We start from the raw sequence: 14,570 nt of genomic DNA, 5'->3' as shown, positions 1-14,570 counted from the left end.
TGCTGCGGAATGACCTGGACATTCGATGGCAGCATCTGAGATGCGTCATTGGTCTGGCACTTGAGTCGCCATCCGAAGTTCGGCTTTGCCGGGGTTCGCGCCGCTGAACATTTCCGCGCCGCCTTCGGAAGCCGGCCCTTCCTGCTTTTGAGCCTGGATCGATCGCTCGAGCGCCTCGAAGATGAAATCGACGAAAGTTCTGATTTTTCGCGTATTGCGCCGCGCGGGCAGATACATCAGATTCAGTTCCTTGGGCATCAATTCGAGCGACGGAAGCACGGAAACCAAAGCGCCGCTCCGGATCGCACCTTCGGCACAAAGAAGGGGAATCAATGCAATGCCGCCGCCCGAGGAGGCAATTCTCTGCAGCAATTCCGGATCGTTGGCGCGAAAAACGCCTGCGGCCTTGACGATGTATTCCTGGTGCCGACCCGGGATGACCATTTCCATGGCCTGCCGTTCCGGCCCGCTCGTCAAAAAAGAATGCCCCGCGAGATCGTCCACCGAATTGATTGCAGGATGGCGATCCAGATACGACGGCGCAGCGCACAAGACGCGGCCCAGCTTTTTGATGCGCCTGGCGACGAATTCTTCACAGCCTTCTCGCCCTGCCCGGATCATCACGTCGGCATCTTCGCGAAACAGATCCACCCGGTCAGCACTTATGTTGACAGTGAGCTTGAGCTGGGGATGCGCAGCCATGAAGCCCGCCAAGTGGGAACAGAGCAGTTCCCGGCCGACATAACCGGGAACCGAAATGCGCAGCCTTCCCGTCAGCGTTTCGTTGGTGTCTGAGAGCTGTGCCAGAGCCTGGTCCACGGCCTCAAGCACCTCTTTGGCGGTGGGGAGGAAAATGCGTCCTTCACCGGTCAGCCCGAAGCGTCCTGCGCCCCGATGCAACAGCGCATGGCCGACCAGGACCTCCAGCCTCTTGAGCTGCCGGGACGCGGAAGCCTTCGGCACCCCCAACGCGTCGGCTGCCTGCGTCAATCCTCCCATCTCGACGGCTTTTACGAAGAGCCGTACATCCGACATCAATAGATCCATGATTTCCGAAGCCAAGCGGAGCTCTTGCCCATTCCAGCTTCTCTTTCTGGACCGGGTGCGTTAACTCGATAAAAAATACGCTGCCAATGAAACGGATTTTCTTTCGACGCCGAAACACCTTGATTGCTGACAACTAGCTCCACCTTCTTCGTTCCGCTCGAGCAATATGCGGCACGCATATCGCACGAGTCGCGAAGCTCCATTACTACTTGGTAGGCCGATCGAAAATGGATCTAACTTCGGCCAAATTTGGTCGAAGTTTCCTCTCCTATATCATTGCGCACCCAAATGGTGCTGTCCGCCAATGAAAAGTTATGTAAATCTTAGATCGGTTGTCTGACAACCTCTGAGAATTTTTTGCATTTACGTCGGATAGGGTTTTCCCGAGGGGAAAAGTGTTGCTGGACGGTCACACGGTCTTTGAGACGCTCCCAGCTCCAGGCCTATGACCAGCTACTCAGTCTCAGAGACCGCGAGCGCGAAGGTTCGACATCGCATCAGCCGTTGCCCAGTAGCAGTGCCGTCGGCTGCGTCCCCGGCCCATGAAACTCCCCCGATTGCCCTTATGATTAGCACTCGCTGCTGATGAGTGCTAACAAAGCCTCGCTTCCAGTCGATGGGCCGCCGGTCTCCCCGCCCGGTGCCCGACCACAACCCCGTTTCTTATCCAGGAGATGCAATGAAACTTCGTCCTTTGGCCGATCGCGTGATCGTCAAGCGTGTTGACAGCGAAACCAAGACCGCCTCCGGCATCGTCATTCCCGACGCAGCCGCCGAAAAGCCTGACCAGGGTGAAGTCCTGGCCGTGGGCCCGGGCAAGCGCAACGACAAGGGCGAACTGACCGCACTGACCGTCAAGGTCGGCGACCGCGTCCTGTTCGGCAAGTACAGCGGCCAGACCGTCAAGGTCGGCGGCGACGAACTGCTGGTCATGAAGGAAGACGACCTGTTCGCAGTCGTCGAAGCCAAGTGATTTTGCGGGACAGGACACAGAGGCGCGAAGCGGCTGATTGCTCCCTGTCCCCAAGTAATTGATTAACTGATTCCGGAGTAAACAAACATGGCAGCAAAAGACGTAGTCTTCGGCGGTGAAGCCCGCGCACGCATGGTCGAGGGTGTCAACATCCTCGCCAACGCAGTCAAGGTGACCCTGGGCCCCAAGGGCCGCAACGTGGTGCTTGAGCGCTCGTTCGGCGCCCCCACCGTCACCAAGGACGGTGTGTCGGTCGCCAAGGAAATCGAACTCAAGGACAAGCTCCAGAACATGGGCGCCCAGCTCGTGAAGGAAGTGGCCTCGAAGACCAGCGACAACGCTGGTGACGGCACCACCACCGCCACGGTTCTGGCACAAGCCATCGTCCGCGAAGGCTTCAAGTACGTGGCCGCCGGCATCAACCCGATGGACCTGAAGCGCGGCATCGACAAGGCCGTCACGGCCCTCGTCGAAGAGCTGAAGAAGGCTTCGAAGCCCACCACCACGTCGAAGGAAATCGCACAAGTCGGCTCGATCTCGGCCAACAGCGACGAAACCATCGGCAAGCTGATCGCTGACGCGATGGACAAGGTCGGCAAGGAAGGCGTGATCACTGTCGAAGACGGCAAGTCGCTCGAAAGCGAACTCGACGTCGTCGAAGGCATGCAGTTCGACCGCGGCTACCTGTCGCCCTATTTCATCAACAACCCCGAGAAGCAATCGGCGCTGCTCGACAACCCCTTCGTGCTGCTGTTCGACAAGAAGATCAGCAACATCCGCGACCTGCTCCCCACGCTGGAACAAGTTGCCAAGGCCGGCCGTCCCCTGCTGATCATTGCCGAAGAAGTCGAAGGCGAAGCCCTGGCTACCCTCGTGGTGAACACGATCCGCGGCATCCTGAAGGTCGTGGCTGTCAAGGCTCCTGGCTTCGGCGACCGCCGCAAGGCCATGCTGGAAGACATCGCCATCCTGACGGGCGGCAAGGTCATCGCTGAAGAAGTGGGCCTGACGCTCGAAAAGGTGACGCTGGCCGACCTGGGCCAAGCCAAGCGCATCGAAGTTGGCAAGGAAAACACCATCATCATCGACGGCGCCGGCGCTGCTGCCGACATCGAAGCCCGCGTGAAGCAAGTGCGCGTGCAGATCGAAGAAGCCACGAGCGACTACGACCGTGAAAAGCTGCAAGAGCGCGTGGCCAAGCTGGCCGGCGGTGTTGCCGTGATCAAGGTTGGCGCCGCCACCGAAGTCGAAATGAAGGAAAAGAAGGCTCGCGTCGAAGACGCCCTGCACGCCACCCGCGCTGCAGTGGAAGAAGGCGTTGTGGCTGGCGGCGGCGTGGCTCTGCTGCGTGCCAAGCAAGCCGTGGGCGACCGCGTGAAGGGCGACAACGCCGACCAGGACGCCGGCATCAAGCTGGTGCTCAAGGCGATCGAAGCGCCCCTGCGCGAAATCGTGAACAACGCCGGCGGCGAAGCCTCGGTGGTGGTGAACGCTGTGTTGGCCGGCAAGGGCAACTACGGCTTCAACGCTGCGAATGACACGTACGGCGACATGCTCGAGCTGGGCATTCTGGACCCGACCAAGGTCACCCGCACCGCGCTGCAGAACGCAGCATCGGTTGCTTCGCTGCTGCTGACGACCGAAGCCATGGTCGCCGACGCACCGAAGGAAGAAGCCGGTGCCGGCGGCGGCATGCCCGACATGGGCGGCATGGGTGGCATGGGCGGCATGGGCATGTAATGCCCGGCTGAGCTCTGCTCACCAAAACGAAAGGGCCGCTTGCGCGGCCCTTTTTTATTGCGCGGTACGTTTATCGAAACTGGTCACGTAGCGCCATGTAGAGCACCTGGAAGCGTGCATGACGCGTCTTGTGCGAGCCGGCTCCTTCGGGCGAAGGCGTCAACTGCTGCTTCACAGGCGGCAGCGTGCACACTTCGGCCACGCTGCCCCCGTCAGCCAGCCACGCAAGCCGTGCTGCACCCAGTGCCCCGCCTGTCTCGCTGCCCGCATAGAGCGTGAGCGGCACCTGGAAGATGTCGGCCAGCAGTTGGCCCCACCACACGCTGCGCGCACCGCCGCCGACCAGTGCCATTTCGCGCAGCGGCATGTCGGCCGGCAGGCGCAAGGTGTCGAAGCCGTCGCGCAGCCCGAAGCTCACGCCCTCGACCACGGCATAGGCGATTTCCGCCGGACCGTGCGCATGCGTCAGGCCGAACAGCGCGCCCTGCGCATTCGGGTTGTTGTGCGGCGAGCGCTCGCCTGAAAGGTACGGCAGGAACAGCGGGCAACGCGCGCGCTGTGCCGGCGCGACCGATGCTGCCGCTTCGAGCAATGCCGCCTCGTCGGCAAACTTGAATGCCTTGGCAGCCCAGCTCACCGCGCTCGCGGCCGAGAGCATCACCGACATCTGGTGCCAGCGCCTGGGCAGCGCATGGCAGAACGCATGCATCGCCTGCGCGGGGTTCGGCAGAAAGCGGTCGGTCGAGACGAACACCACGCCCGATGTGCCGAGCGACACAAAGCCCTGCCCCGGCTCCACCAGCCCCATGCCAACCGCGCTGGCGGCGTTGTCGCCCGCCCCGCCGGCAATGAGTACCGAGCCGCTGCCCACGCCCCAGCGCGCCGCCAGCTCGGGCTTGAGCTGCGCCGACACTTCGCTGCCTTCGACCAGCCGCGGCATGTGCTCGCGCGTCAACCCCGTGGCCGCAAGCAGTTCGTCGGACCAGTCGCGCGCGCCCACGTCCAGCCACAGCGTGCCGGCCGCATCGGACATTTCGCTGACGGCCTCGCCGCTGAGCATGAAGCGCAGCCAGTCTTTCGGCAGCAGCACGCGCGCCACGCGGGCAAAGATTTCAGGCTCGTGCTCGCGCACCCACAGCAGCTTGGGCGCGGTAAAGCCGGGCATCGCCAGGTTGCCCGCGATCTCGCCCAGGCGAGGCACAGCGCGCGTGAGTGCCTCGCACTGCGCACCGCTGCGGCCGTCGTTCCAGAGAATGGCGGGACGCAGCACCTCGTCCGCGGCGTCGAGCAGCGTGGCGCCATGCATCTGGCCCGACAGGCCGATGCCGCGCACGGCGCGCAGCGCCTTGGAGTGCGTCTTGCGCAGCTCGGCCATCACCTGTTCCAGCGCCTGCCACCACTGGCTTGGCGCCTGCTCCGACCAGAGCGGTTGCGGCCGTTCGACCGTGAGTGCTGCGCGTGCCACGCCGACGATGCGGTGATCGTCGGCAAGCAGCAGTGCCTTGAGCTCGGACGTGCCGAGGTCGAGTCCCAGATACAAGATAGTGCTCCCTGATTGCGCCTTGGACGCGTGCTGTTGTCTCGAAGTCAGCCGAACCGCGTGTCGGCCTGCCGCCTGAATTCGCTGGGCGTCATGCCCTTGATTTCGAGAAACCGCCGGTTGAAATTGGCCACGTTGTTGAAACCCACCTGGTAGCAGATGTCGGTCACGTAGTGGTCGGTCTGCATCAGCAGGTGGCAGGCACTGTTGATGCGCACCCGGTTGACGAAGTCGGTAAAGCTGTTGCCTGTGGAGCGCCGGAAGAAGCGGCTGAAGCGGCTCTCGCTCATGCCCAGCTCGGCCGCCACGTCCGACATGGAGATCGGCTCCGCCAGGTTGGCGGTGATGCGGTTGACGATGTCGTTGATCTGGTCGACCTGCGCATCGCCCTCGATGCCTTGGGCCCCCTGCATCTGCACACTCGACAGCAGCCGGTAGTCGGTGCACTGCGCAAGGTCGGCCATGAACTCGAAGAACAGCCCGAGCCGGCGCACGCCGCGCGCGGCCTTGATGTTGTCCCAATGCGTTTGCGCCTGCTGCGACATGCCGAAGAACTCGATGCCGTGGCGGGCCCGCTCGAGCAGCTGCATCACCTCGCGCAATTCCGGAATTTCGGCCGCGGCGCTCTCGATGGGTTCGTGGCGGAACTGAATCACCCGGTCGCGACCCTCGGCGCCGCCTTCGGGCACGTCCAGCGAGATCCAGTTGTGCGGCAGCCTCGGCCCGCAGAGCACCAAGTGCCCCGGCTGGAACGGCCCGATCCAGTCGCCGACGAAAGCCTTGCCCGAGGTCTCCGTGATCAGGTGAAGTTCGTAGTCTTCATGAAAGTGCCATCGCACCAGCGGGCTCGGAAAGCCGTGCGCCAGACATCGCACCAGGCCGGTTTCGGGGGCCTCGTAGCCGAGCGACGGGGAGCGCGCAATGTCGCGCTCCAGCTCGGGGTGGCGCTGACGGGGAATCGCGCGTTTGCGGGTGGACGTGGTCATGGCAACGCGGAGGTCATGGCCGGGACGCGGCAGGCTCATTGTCCTGCTGCGCGAGTGCGGCCTCGACCGCCTGGAGCGTGGGTGGATCGGCACCTTCGCGGGTGCAGTTCAGCGCCGCGGCCGTGGCGGCAAAGCGCATCACGTCGCGCCAGGCCTCGTCGCTCAGTTCGCCAAGCTGGGCCGGGTGCCCCACGCCGTGCGCTAGCAGCGACACGGAGAGGCCGGCCGTGAAGGTGTCGCCCGCGCCAATGGTGTCGACCACCTCCACGCGCGGCGCCGCCACGGTCAGCGGTTCGCGCCCGGTGCGCCAGAGCGTGGCGCCGGCGCCGCCGCGCGTGACGATGACCGCATGCACACCGGCCTGCAGGCACTCCGCCGCCAGTGCATCGACTGGCCGGCCGGGGGCGAGCAATTCGGCGTCCTCGTCGCTGAGCTTGACCATGTCGGCCATTGCAAGCCACTCGATGACCCGCGTGCGATACGCCGGCATGTCGGGAATCAGGCTCGGCCGCACATTGGGGTCGAACACGATCACGCGGCGTCCCGCGTTGGCCGTGACCAGTTCGGCGATGCGCGTGGCCGCCGGCTCCTGCAGCAGCGAGATCGACCCGAAGTGCAGAAAGCGGCAGTCCGCCGGCAGCTGCGGCAGCGGCTCGGGCGCCCAGGTCGCGTCGGCACTGCCGCGGGTATAGAACGCATAGCGATTGGTCTGCGGCGTGCGCTCGACAAAGGCCAGGGTCGACGGCGCATTGCTGCGCAGAATGAAGCTGGTGTCCACGCCGTTGCGCTCGAGAAAATCCATCAGCCGCTCGCCGAAGAGGTCGGTCGACAGTTGCGTGAGAAAGCCGGTGGGTTGGCCCAGGCGCGCGCACGCCACTGCAGTGTTGAGCGGCGAGCCGCCCTCGTGCCCCAGAAACCCGAGAGTGCCTGCCTCGCTGGCGGTGAAATCGATCAGGGCTTCGCCCGTGAGTGCAATACGCATGGTGGTTGGATTCTCTTCTTCTCTCAGCCCATGGCGCGCGCGTCGGCCAGGAAGCCGCTCTCGGCAGCCAGCGTGGCGGGATGATCGAGCAGTTCGGCAAAAAGGCGCGGTGGAATGGTGATGGCACCCACGCCGAGCCCCAGCAGCGAAAGATACGCCTCGCGCGAGCGGATGCTCGCCAACAAAAGCCGCGTGCCGGATGAAGGCCGCTGCGCCACCAGCGCCTGCATTTGCGCAATGAGTGCCAGCCCGTCGATGCCGGCGTCTTCGAGCCGCCCCAGGTACGGTGCAGCGTACGCCGCGCCCAGTTGCGCGGCAAAGTGCGCCTGTTCGGGCGCGTACACGGCCGTCCACGTCACCGGCACGTCTTGCGCGATAAGCCGTGCGCCGGCATCGAGGCCTTGGCGCGTGGCGGGAATCTTCACCACGAGTTGTCCTCGGTCGAAGTGAGAGAGCAGGTTTTCAGCGTCTTCGAGCATGCCGTCGACATCGCTCGAATACACCTGCGCCTGCACTTGCCGCGCGCCCAGCTCGATGCAGCGCTTCAGCAGACCCGGTACTTCGCCGCGGCTGATGCCTGCGCGTTGAAGCAACGTGGGATTGGTTGTTACGCCGTGAACGACTGGGTGCGGCAGGCACGTCTTCAGCTCGGCCAGGTCGGCGCTGTCTAGATACAGGTGGAAATCTTGGTTCATGGCTTTGCTTGACGCACAGAATACGGAGAGTTGGTGGCGCGTGCAAAGGCCACCGGGCGCTCCCCTCCGCGAATGTCATCTCAACTCATGACATTCCCACCATCGACATTCAAGGTCTGCGCCGTGATGTAGCGCGCCTCGTCGCTGGCAAGAAATACCGCTGCGCCCGCAATGTCGCTCGGCATGCCCATGCGGCCGAGCGGCACCTCCAGGCCCACGCGCCGCTTCTTCTCGCCAAGCGGCAGCCCTTCGGCCTTGGCGAACAGGCTGTCGACATGGTCCCACATGGGCGTGTCGACCACACCCGGCGCAATGCCGTTGACGCGAATACCATGCGGGGCCATGGCCAGCGCCGCGCTCTGGGTGTAGCTGATGACGGCCGCCTTCGTGGCGCAGTAGTGCGACACCAGCGCTTCGCCGCGTCGCCCCGCCTGCGAGGCCATGTTGATGACCGACGCGCCCTGCGTGCCGGCTTCGACCATGTGGCGCAGCACCGCCTGCATGACGAAGAACATGCCTTTCACGTTGACCGCGAACAGCTTGTCGAAGGATGCCTCGTCGCTGTCGAGCAGCGGCGCGAGGTCGAACACCGCCGCGTTGTTGAACAGCGTGTGAATGGGGCCGAAGGCGACCTGAGCCTCTGCGAGAAGGTGCGTGATCCCTTTCGTATCGGTGACATCGGCCGCGATGTAGGCGAGGCGGTCGGGATGCTTCTGCAACACGGTTCGCACTGCTTCAGGCGCAGCCGCCATGCGGTCGACCACGCTGCAGCGCGCGCCCTCGGCAATGCACGCCTCGGCAACCGCAAGCCCAATGCCTCCGCCGGCCCCCGTCAGCAGCACGTGACGGTTCTTCAGACGTTCGCTCATTTCGTTGCTCCTGCATTCATGAAACTTGCCACGCGTGCGCTCGCGCCGCGCACGGCCTCGACCAGCCGCGCATCGCCTGCGATGGCGCCCCACAGTCCGGCGTCCGAACACAGCGCCAGCACCGGATCGGTAGCATCGCAAATGGCGTGCGCCGCGGCTTCGTCCATGCCCTGGTCTTGATACGCATACGGCAGCGCCCCGCGATGCCAGCGCTGCAAGAAGGCAAGGAACAGCGCGGGCAGCATCGCAACGCTGTCGATCGGCTGCCCCGCCGCAAGCCGCTCGCGCACCGTGGGCGCGATGAAACCGGGGATCTTCGAGAAGCCGTCCGCCGCCACGCGCTGGTTGGTATCGCGGATCGCGGGATTGCCGAAGCGGTCGAGCACCACGTCGCGGTAAGCCGCAAGATCGATCGGGCTCGGGCTGAGGCACGGGATCACGTCGTCGGTCACGTAGTCGAACGCCATCTTGCGGATGGCCGCATGGTGCGTGCCTTCATGGATGAAGCTCAACCCGATCAGCGTGCCGGCCCACGCGATGCAGCTGTGCGTGGCATTGAGGATGCGTATCTTGGCTTCTTCGTACGGTTGCACCGAATCGACAAGCTCCACGCCCACGCGGCCCCAATCGGGACGGCCCGCAACGAAGTTGTCTTCGATCACCCACTGTATGAAGCTCTCCCCGGTGATCGCGGCGGCATCATCGCGGCCGGTGGCGGCCTTTACGCGCGCGCGCAGTTCGGGCGGCGGGCGCGGCGTGATGCGGTCGACCATTGCGTTCGGGCAGGCTGTGTTCGACTGCGCCCACGCGAGCAATTCGGTATCGCCCGCGCGTTCGATGAACTCCAGCAACCCGGCGCGAAAGCGGTCGCCGTTGTGGCGCAGGTTGTCGCAGTTGAGCAGCGTGACCGGGCCCGCCTGCGCGGCCTTGCGTGCGCGCAAGATCGCGCAGACGGCGCCGTAGATGGTCACGCCGTCACCCCCTGCTTCGCCCAGGCGGGCGCGCTCGATGTCCGCAGCAAGGTCGCCGAACGTGAGGTCCAGCTTGCCCTTGGTGTCGAGGTAGTAGCCCGCCTCGGTCACGGTGAAAGACACGATGCGCGTGGACGGCGCCGCCCCGCGCGCGACGACCGCAGCCAGCGAGGGCTCGTAAGGCAGAACCTCGCGGATGGCTTCGATCTGCTCGTAGCGGTATTCACCGGCCGGCGACACGGTTTCGAGCGTGTAGCGCCCGCCCTGGGCCTGCAGGGCCGCCACCACATCGGCCATGTCGGGCCGGATGTTGGCGCCCGACAGCGACCAGCGGGTGTCGCCCGCATCGATCAGCCGCTGCAAGTAGACCGCCTGGTGGGCCCGATGGAACGAGCCGAGCCCAAGGTGAAGCACCGTGAACTCCGAAAGAGCCGGTGGTGTTGGTGCAAGAGGCGCTGCTGCAAGGGTCACGGGAAATGTCCGGAAGAAGATTGAAGAATCAGGCGGAGACCGCGTGGCCTTCGCGATTGAAGAGATGCAGCACGCTGGGGTCGAGTTCGACTGTCACCTCGTCGCCCGCATGCAGCGGAGTGCGCTCGTTCTGGCGCGCGATGAGCGGCACGCCGCCCACGTCGACATGGATCAGCGTGTCCGCACCCAACGCTTCGATCAGCTCGACGCGTCCCGGAACGCCCGCGGCGGCGCCCTGCTTCGAATGCACCCGCAGGCCTTCGGGCCGCACCCCCAGGAAGCCATCGCTCGGAAGGCGCCCGCCAGTGGCGGCCGAGAAACTCGGAATCGCACTCGCCGCCACCATGTTCATCGACGGCATGCCGATGAACTGGGCAACGAACTGGTTGGCCGGCCGGTCGTACAACTCGAGCGGCGTGCCGACCTGCTCGATGAGCCCGTCCCTGAGCACCACCACGCGGTCGGCCAGCGTCATGGCCTCGACCTGGTCGTGCGTCACGTAGATCGTGGTGGCGCCGAGCGAGCGGTGCAGCTTGTGGATCTCGACGCGCGTATTGCCGCGCAGCGCCGCATCGAGGTTGGACAGCGGCTCGTCGAACAGAAACACCTTGGGTGCGCGCACGATGGCGCGGCCGATGGCCACGCGCTGCCGCTGGCCGCCCGACAGGTCCTTGGGCGTGCGGTCGAGGTACTGCGTCAGGTTGAGCGTCTTGGCCGCGTACTCGACCTTGGTCTTGATCTCGCCCTTGGGTACGCCCGCGAGCTTGAGCGCGAAGGACATGTTGTCGTACACGCTCATGTGCGGATAGAGCGCGTAGCTCTGGAACACCATGGCCAGGTCGCGCTTGCCCGAAGGCGCCCAAGTGATGTCCTTGCCGTCGAGCAGCAGGTTGCCGCTGGTGATGGGCTCGAGCCCCGCAATAAGGCGCAGCAGCGTCGACTTGCCGCAGCCCGAGGGACCGACGAAGACGATGAACTCGCCCTTCTGTATTTCGAGGTCCACACCTTTGATGATGTTGACGTCGCCGAAGCTCTTCTTGATCTCTTTGAGTTGCAGGTAGGCCATGAGGTGTCTCCCTTTCTTTACTTGACGGCGCCGAAGGTCAGGCCCTGGACGAGCTGCTTCTGGCTGAACCACCCGAAAACGACGATGGGCGCAATGGCCATCAGCGAAGCGGCCGACAACTTGGCCCAGAACAGGCCCTCGGGGCTGGAGTAAGAGGCGATGAGCGTGGCCAGCGTGCCAGCCTTGGCCGAACTCAGATTGAGCGCCCAGAAGGCCTCGTTCCAGCTCAGCACCAGGCACAAAAGGCCGGTCGATGCCAGGCCGCCCACAGACAGCGGCAGCACCACGTGGCGGAACTCGGTCCACAGGCTCGCGCCGTCCATGCGCGCCGCCTCGAGGATTTCGTTCGGAATGTCCTTGTAGGCGCTGTAGAGCATCCACACCATGATCGGCAGGTTCGACAGCGTGAACACGATGGTGAGCGCGGTGAGCGAATCCAGAAGGCCCGCGGTCTGCGCGAGCACATAGATCGGTACCAGCGCACCCACGGCCGGCATCATCTTGGTGGAGAGCATCCACATCAGGATGTCGCGCGTCTTCTTCGTTCGGAAGAAAGCCATCGAGTACGCCGCGGGCGCCGCGATCAGCAGGCCGATGACGGTCGAGCCCAGGCTGGTGATGAGCGAGTTGCGCGCATACAGCAGGTAGTCGCTGCGGCGTTGCACTTCGCCGAAGTTGTCGAGCGTGGGCTCGAAGATGAAGAGCGGCGGCACATGAATCGCCTGCAGCTCCGTCTTGAAGGCCGTGAGGAACAGCCACCCGAGCGGAAAGAACAGGAGCAGCGCCACGGCCCACGCGCCCACGGTGCGCAGCAGTTGCGGAAGGAAGTTGCTGGGTTGCATTGGTTGCTCCATCAATCCAGGTTCTTGCCGATGATTCGGATGAGGAACACGGCCACGATGTTGGCCAGCACCACCGCGAACAGCGCACCGGCGGAAGCCACACCCACGTCGAAGTTCATCAGCGACTGCTTGAAGATCAGGTAGGTCATGTTGGTGCTCTCGTTGCCCGGGCCGCCGTTGGTGGTGATGGCGATCTCGGCGAATACGCTGAGCAGGAAGATCATCTCGATCATGATCACCACCGCCATCGGCCGGCCGAGGTGCGGAATGGTCAGGTAGAAGAAGCGCTGGAACGCACTAGCGCCGTCCATGCGCGCGGCCTCCATCTGCTCGCGGTCGAGCGACTGTAAAGAGGTGATGAAGATCAGGCAGGCGAACGGCAGCCACTGCCAGGCCACCATGACGATCACCGAGAACAGCGGCACGTCGGTGAGCCAATCGACCGGCTGCGCGCCGAAGAAGCGCCACACGTCGGCCAGGATGCCGTAGATGGGGTTCATCATCATGTGCTTCCACAGCAGCGCGTTGACTGCGGGCATGACGAAGAACGGCGAAATCAGCAGCACCCGCACGATGCCGCGGCCCGGGAAAGGCTCGTTCACCAGCAGCGCGAGCAGCACGCCCAGCACCACCGTGATGACGATCACGCTGCCGATCAGCATCAGCGTGTTCCACGTTGCGGGCCAGAAGTCGGGGTCGGTCACGAAGTAGTGAAAGTTCTCGATGCCCGCGAACGTGCGTTCGCCGGGCTGCATGAGGTTGTAGTTCACGAACGAGAAGTACAACGTCATCACGAGCGGCACGATCATCCACAGGAGGAGCGTGAGCACGGCGGGCGCCATGAGGGCCCGGGGCAGGAGTCGTTTCATCTTGTGTTCCTCTCAGGCTGTTTGCTCCCTCTCCCGCTTGCGGGAGAGGGTTGGGGTGAGGGCGTGCAGGGGCGGTCATGGGCACGCAGCCCCCTCACCCTGCCCTCCCCCGGAAGGGGAGGGAGCAAGAAAGAAAGCCGGCTTACTTGTAGTACCCAGCCTTCTTCATCTCCCGCTCAGCCGCCGTCTGCGATGTCTTCAGCGCCTGGTCCACCGTGACCTTGCCCGACAGCGCCGCGCTCATCTGCTGGCCCACCGCCACGCCGATGGCCTGGAACTCGGGAATGGCCGCGTACTGCACGCCCACGTACGGCGACTTGGGCAAGGTGCTGTCGCTGAGGTTGGCCGTATCGATGGCCTTCTTCTCGGCCGCGGCAAACTTGGCGACCTTCTGGAACTCGGGGTTCGCATAGGTCGACTTGCGCGTGCCGGTGGGCACCGTGGCCCAGCCATGCTCCTTGGCCACCAGGTTCACGTACTCCTTGGAAGTGGCCCACTTCACGAAGGTCTGCGCGGCGGCGCCCTTGGTCGAGCTTGCGGGAATGGCCAGGTTCCAGGTCCACAGCCAGTTCGCGCCCTTGGGCGTCACGGCCACCGGTGCCTGGGCAAAAGCGACCTTGTCGGCCACCTTCGACTGCTTGGGATCGCTGATGAACGAGGCCGCGATGGTCGCGTCCACCCACATGCCGCACTTGCCTTCGTTGAAGAGCGCGAGGTTCTCGTTGAAGCTGTTGGCCGACGCGCCGGGCGGGCCATACGACTTCATCATGTCGACGTAGAAGTTGATCGCGTCTTTCCAGGGCTTGGTGTCGATCTGCGGCTTCCACTGCATGTCGAACCACTGGCCGCCGTTGGTGTTCACCAGCGTGGTCAGGAAGGCCATGTTGTCGCCCCAGCCCGGCTTGCCGCGCAGGCACATGCCGTACACGCCGGCCTTGGGGTCGTGGATCTTGCCGGCGAGTTCTTTCACCTGCGCCCAGGTGGGCTGCTCGGGCATCTTGAAGCCGATCTTGTCGGCCAGGTCCTTGCGATACATGAGCATCGAGCTCTCGCCGTAGAACGGCGCGGCGTAGAGCTTGCCTTCGTACGACAGGCCGGCGCGAATGGCGGGCAGCAGGTCGTCGGCGTCGTAGGCGGCGTCGGTGGCAATCGGCTGGAGCCAGCCCTTCTTCGACCAGATGGGCGCTTCGTACAGGCCGATGGTCATCACGTCGAACTGGCCGCCCTTGGTGGCGATGTCGGTGGTCACGCGCTGGCGCAGCGTGCCTTCCTCGAGCGTCACCCACTTGAGCTTGATGTCCGGATTGGCCTTTTCGAAGAAGGGCGTCAGCTTCTGCATCTCGATCATGTGGCCGTTGTTGACGGTGGCAATCACGAGTTCGGTGGCGGCTTGGGAGGCGAGCCCCGTGCCGGCGAGTGCGAGGACGAGGCCCGCTTTCAGAAAACGCTTCATGTTGTCTCCTAGAGGTGAGCGACGCCCTGTGTTTGGGTCGCCGTGGCGGGATTCTGGAGAAACGCG

At 64.3% G+C, this 14,570-nt stretch carries 13 protein-coding genes; 2 read left to right on the top strand and 11 right to left on the bottom strand.

Features of this window, described 5'->3' with window-relative positions; translation table 11 throughout:
* Positions 1 to 45 precede the first annotated feature (45 nt).
* Positions 46 to 1,062: a LysR family transcriptional regulator gene (locus GOQ09_RS05655; RefSeq protein WP_242631010.1), complete on the bottom strand. Its 1,017-nt coding sequence runs from the start codon at positions 1,060 to 1,062 to the stop codon at positions 46 to 48.
* Positions 1,063 to 1,726: 664 nt separating this feature from the next.
* Between GOQ09_RS05655 and GOQ09_RS05650 the strand changes: the two genes are divergently transcribed.
* Positions 1,727 to 2,020, top strand: coding sequence for a co-chaperone GroES (locus GOQ09_RS05650; protein ID WP_157612430.1), 294 nt, complete (start codon positions 1,727 to 1,729; stop codon positions 2,018 to 2,020).
* Positions 2,021 to 2,107: 87 nt separating this feature from the next.
* Positions 2,108 to 3,760, top strand: a complete 1,653-nt coding sequence (gene groL, locus GOQ09_RS05645) for a chaperonin GroEL (protein WP_126745495.1) — start codon at positions 2,108 to 2,110, stop codon at positions 3,758 to 3,760.
* A gap of 70 nt (positions 3,761 to 3,830) precedes the next feature.
* On the opposite strand, the gene xylB is transcribed toward groL, so the two are convergent.
* The 10 genes from xylB to GOQ09_RS05595 form a co-directional block, all read right to left on the bottom strand.
* Complete coding sequence (gene xylB / locus GOQ09_RS05640; protein WP_157612428.1) at positions 3,831 to 5,300, bottom strand: xylulokinase; 1,470 nt, start codon at positions 5,298 to 5,300, stop codon at positions 3,831 to 3,833.
* Positions 5,301 to 5,347: 47 nt separating this feature from the next.
* Positions 5,348 to 6,286: an AraC family transcriptional regulator gene (locus GOQ09_RS05635; RefSeq protein ID WP_207309930.1), complete on the bottom strand. Its 939-nt coding sequence runs from the start codon at positions 6,284 to 6,286 to the stop codon at positions 5,348 to 5,350.
* 13 nt (positions 6,287 to 6,299) lie between these two features.
* A complete protein-coding gene (locus GOQ09_RS05630) occupies positions 6,300 to 7,268 on the bottom strand; it encodes a carbohydrate kinase family protein (RefSeq protein ID WP_157612424.1) in 969 nt (322 codons plus the stop codon).
* A 23-nt stretch (positions 7,269 to 7,291) separates the two neighbouring features.
* Positions 7,292 to 7,963 carry a transaldolase family protein gene (locus GOQ09_RS05625; RefSeq protein WP_157612422.1) on the bottom strand — a complete coding sequence of 224 codons (672 nt, stop codon included), beginning with the start codon at positions 7,961 to 7,963 and terminating at the stop codon, positions 7,292 to 7,294.
* 80 nt (positions 7,964 to 8,043) lie between these two features.
* Complete coding sequence (locus GOQ09_RS05620; protein WP_157612420.1) at positions 8,044 to 8,832, bottom strand: L-iditol 2-dehydrogenase; 789 nt, start codon at positions 8,830 to 8,832, stop codon at positions 8,044 to 8,046.
* On the bottom strand, positions 8,829 to 10,217 hold the full coding sequence (gene dalD / locus GOQ09_RS05615) for a D-arabinitol 4-dehydrogenase (protein WP_157616600.1): 1,389 nt from the start codon (positions 10,215 to 10,217) through the stop codon (positions 8,829 to 8,831). The genes GOQ09_RS05620 and dalD overlap by 4 nt, the downstream gene beginning before the upstream one ends.
* An 85-nt stretch (positions 10,218 to 10,302) precedes the next feature.
* Complete coding sequence (locus GOQ09_RS05610; RefSeq protein WP_157612418.1) at positions 10,303 to 11,340, bottom strand: ABC transporter ATP-binding protein; 1,038 nt, start codon at positions 11,338 to 11,340, stop codon at positions 10,303 to 10,305.
* Between the two features lie 17 nt (positions 11,341 to 11,357).
* Positions 11,358 to 12,182, bottom strand: a complete 825-nt coding sequence (locus tag GOQ09_RS05605; RefSeq protein WP_157612416.1) for a carbohydrate ABC transporter permease — start codon at positions 12,180 to 12,182, stop codon at positions 11,358 to 11,360.
* Positions 12,183 to 12,193: 11 nt separating this feature from the next.
* Entirely contained in the window at positions 12,194 to 13,051 is an 858-nt protein-coding gene (locus tag GOQ09_RS05600; protein ID WP_157612414.1) for a carbohydrate ABC transporter permease, read from the bottom strand.
* A 142-nt stretch (positions 13,052 to 13,193) separates the two neighbouring features.
* A complete protein-coding gene (locus tag GOQ09_RS05595) occupies positions 13,194 to 14,504 on the bottom strand; it encodes an ABC transporter substrate-binding protein (RefSeq protein ID WP_157612412.1) in 1,311 nt (436 codons plus the stop codon).
* Between the last annotated feature and the right edge of the window lie 66 nt (positions 14,505 to 14,570).

The sequence above is a fragment of the Variovorax paradoxus genome (genome assembly GCF_009755665.1).
Lineage (GTDB): Bacteria > Pseudomonadota > Gammaproteobacteria > Burkholderiales > Burkholderiaceae_C > Variovorax > Variovorax paradoxus_G.
Note: the sequence above shows the minus strand (reverse complement) of the source record. Positions and strands in the feature narration are given on the sequence as shown.

What these genes read in the sequence shown, in the direction of transcription:
- GOQ09_RS05630 (WP_157612424.1), bottom strand. Translation starts at nt 7,268, where the DNA reads ATGCGTATTGCACTCACGGGCGAAGCCCTGATCGATTTCACCGCCAGC.
- GOQ09_RS05595 (WP_157612412.1), bottom strand. Translation starts at nt 14,504, where the DNA reads ATGAAGCGTTTTCTGAAAGCGGGCCTCGTCCTCGCACTCGCCGGCACG.
- groL (WP_126745495.1), top strand. Translation starts at nt 2,108, where the DNA reads ATGGCAGCAAAAGACGTAGTCTTCGGCGGTGAAGCCCGCGCACGCATG.
- GOQ09_RS05600 (WP_157612414.1), bottom strand. Translation starts at nt 13,051, where the DNA reads ATGAAACGACTCCTGCCCCGGGCCCTCATGGCGCCCGCCGTGCTCACG.
- GOQ09_RS05610 (WP_157612418.1), bottom strand. Translation starts at nt 11,340, where the DNA reads ATGGCCTACCTGCAACTCAAAGAGATCAAGAAGAGCTTCGGCGACGTC.
- GOQ09_RS05620 (WP_157612420.1), bottom strand. Translation starts at nt 8,832, where the DNA reads ATGAGCGAACGTCTGAAGAACCGTCACGTGCTGCTGACGGGGGCCGGC.
- GOQ09_RS05635 (WP_207309930.1), bottom strand. Translation starts at nt 6,286, where the DNA reads ATGACCACGTCCACCCGCAAACGCGCGATTCCCCGTCAGCGCCACCCC.
- GOQ09_RS05625 (WP_157612422.1), bottom strand. Translation starts at nt 7,963, where the DNA reads ATGAACCAAGATTTCCACCTGTATCTAGACAGCGCCGACCTGGCCGAG.
- GOQ09_RS05650 (WP_157612430.1), top strand. Translation starts at nt 1,727, where the DNA reads ATGAAACTTCGTCCTTTGGCCGATCGCGTGATCGTCAAGCGTGTTGAC.
- GOQ09_RS05605 (WP_157612416.1), bottom strand. Translation starts at nt 12,182, where the DNA reads ATGCAACCCAGCAACTTCCTTCCGCAACTGCTGCGCACCGTGGGCGCG.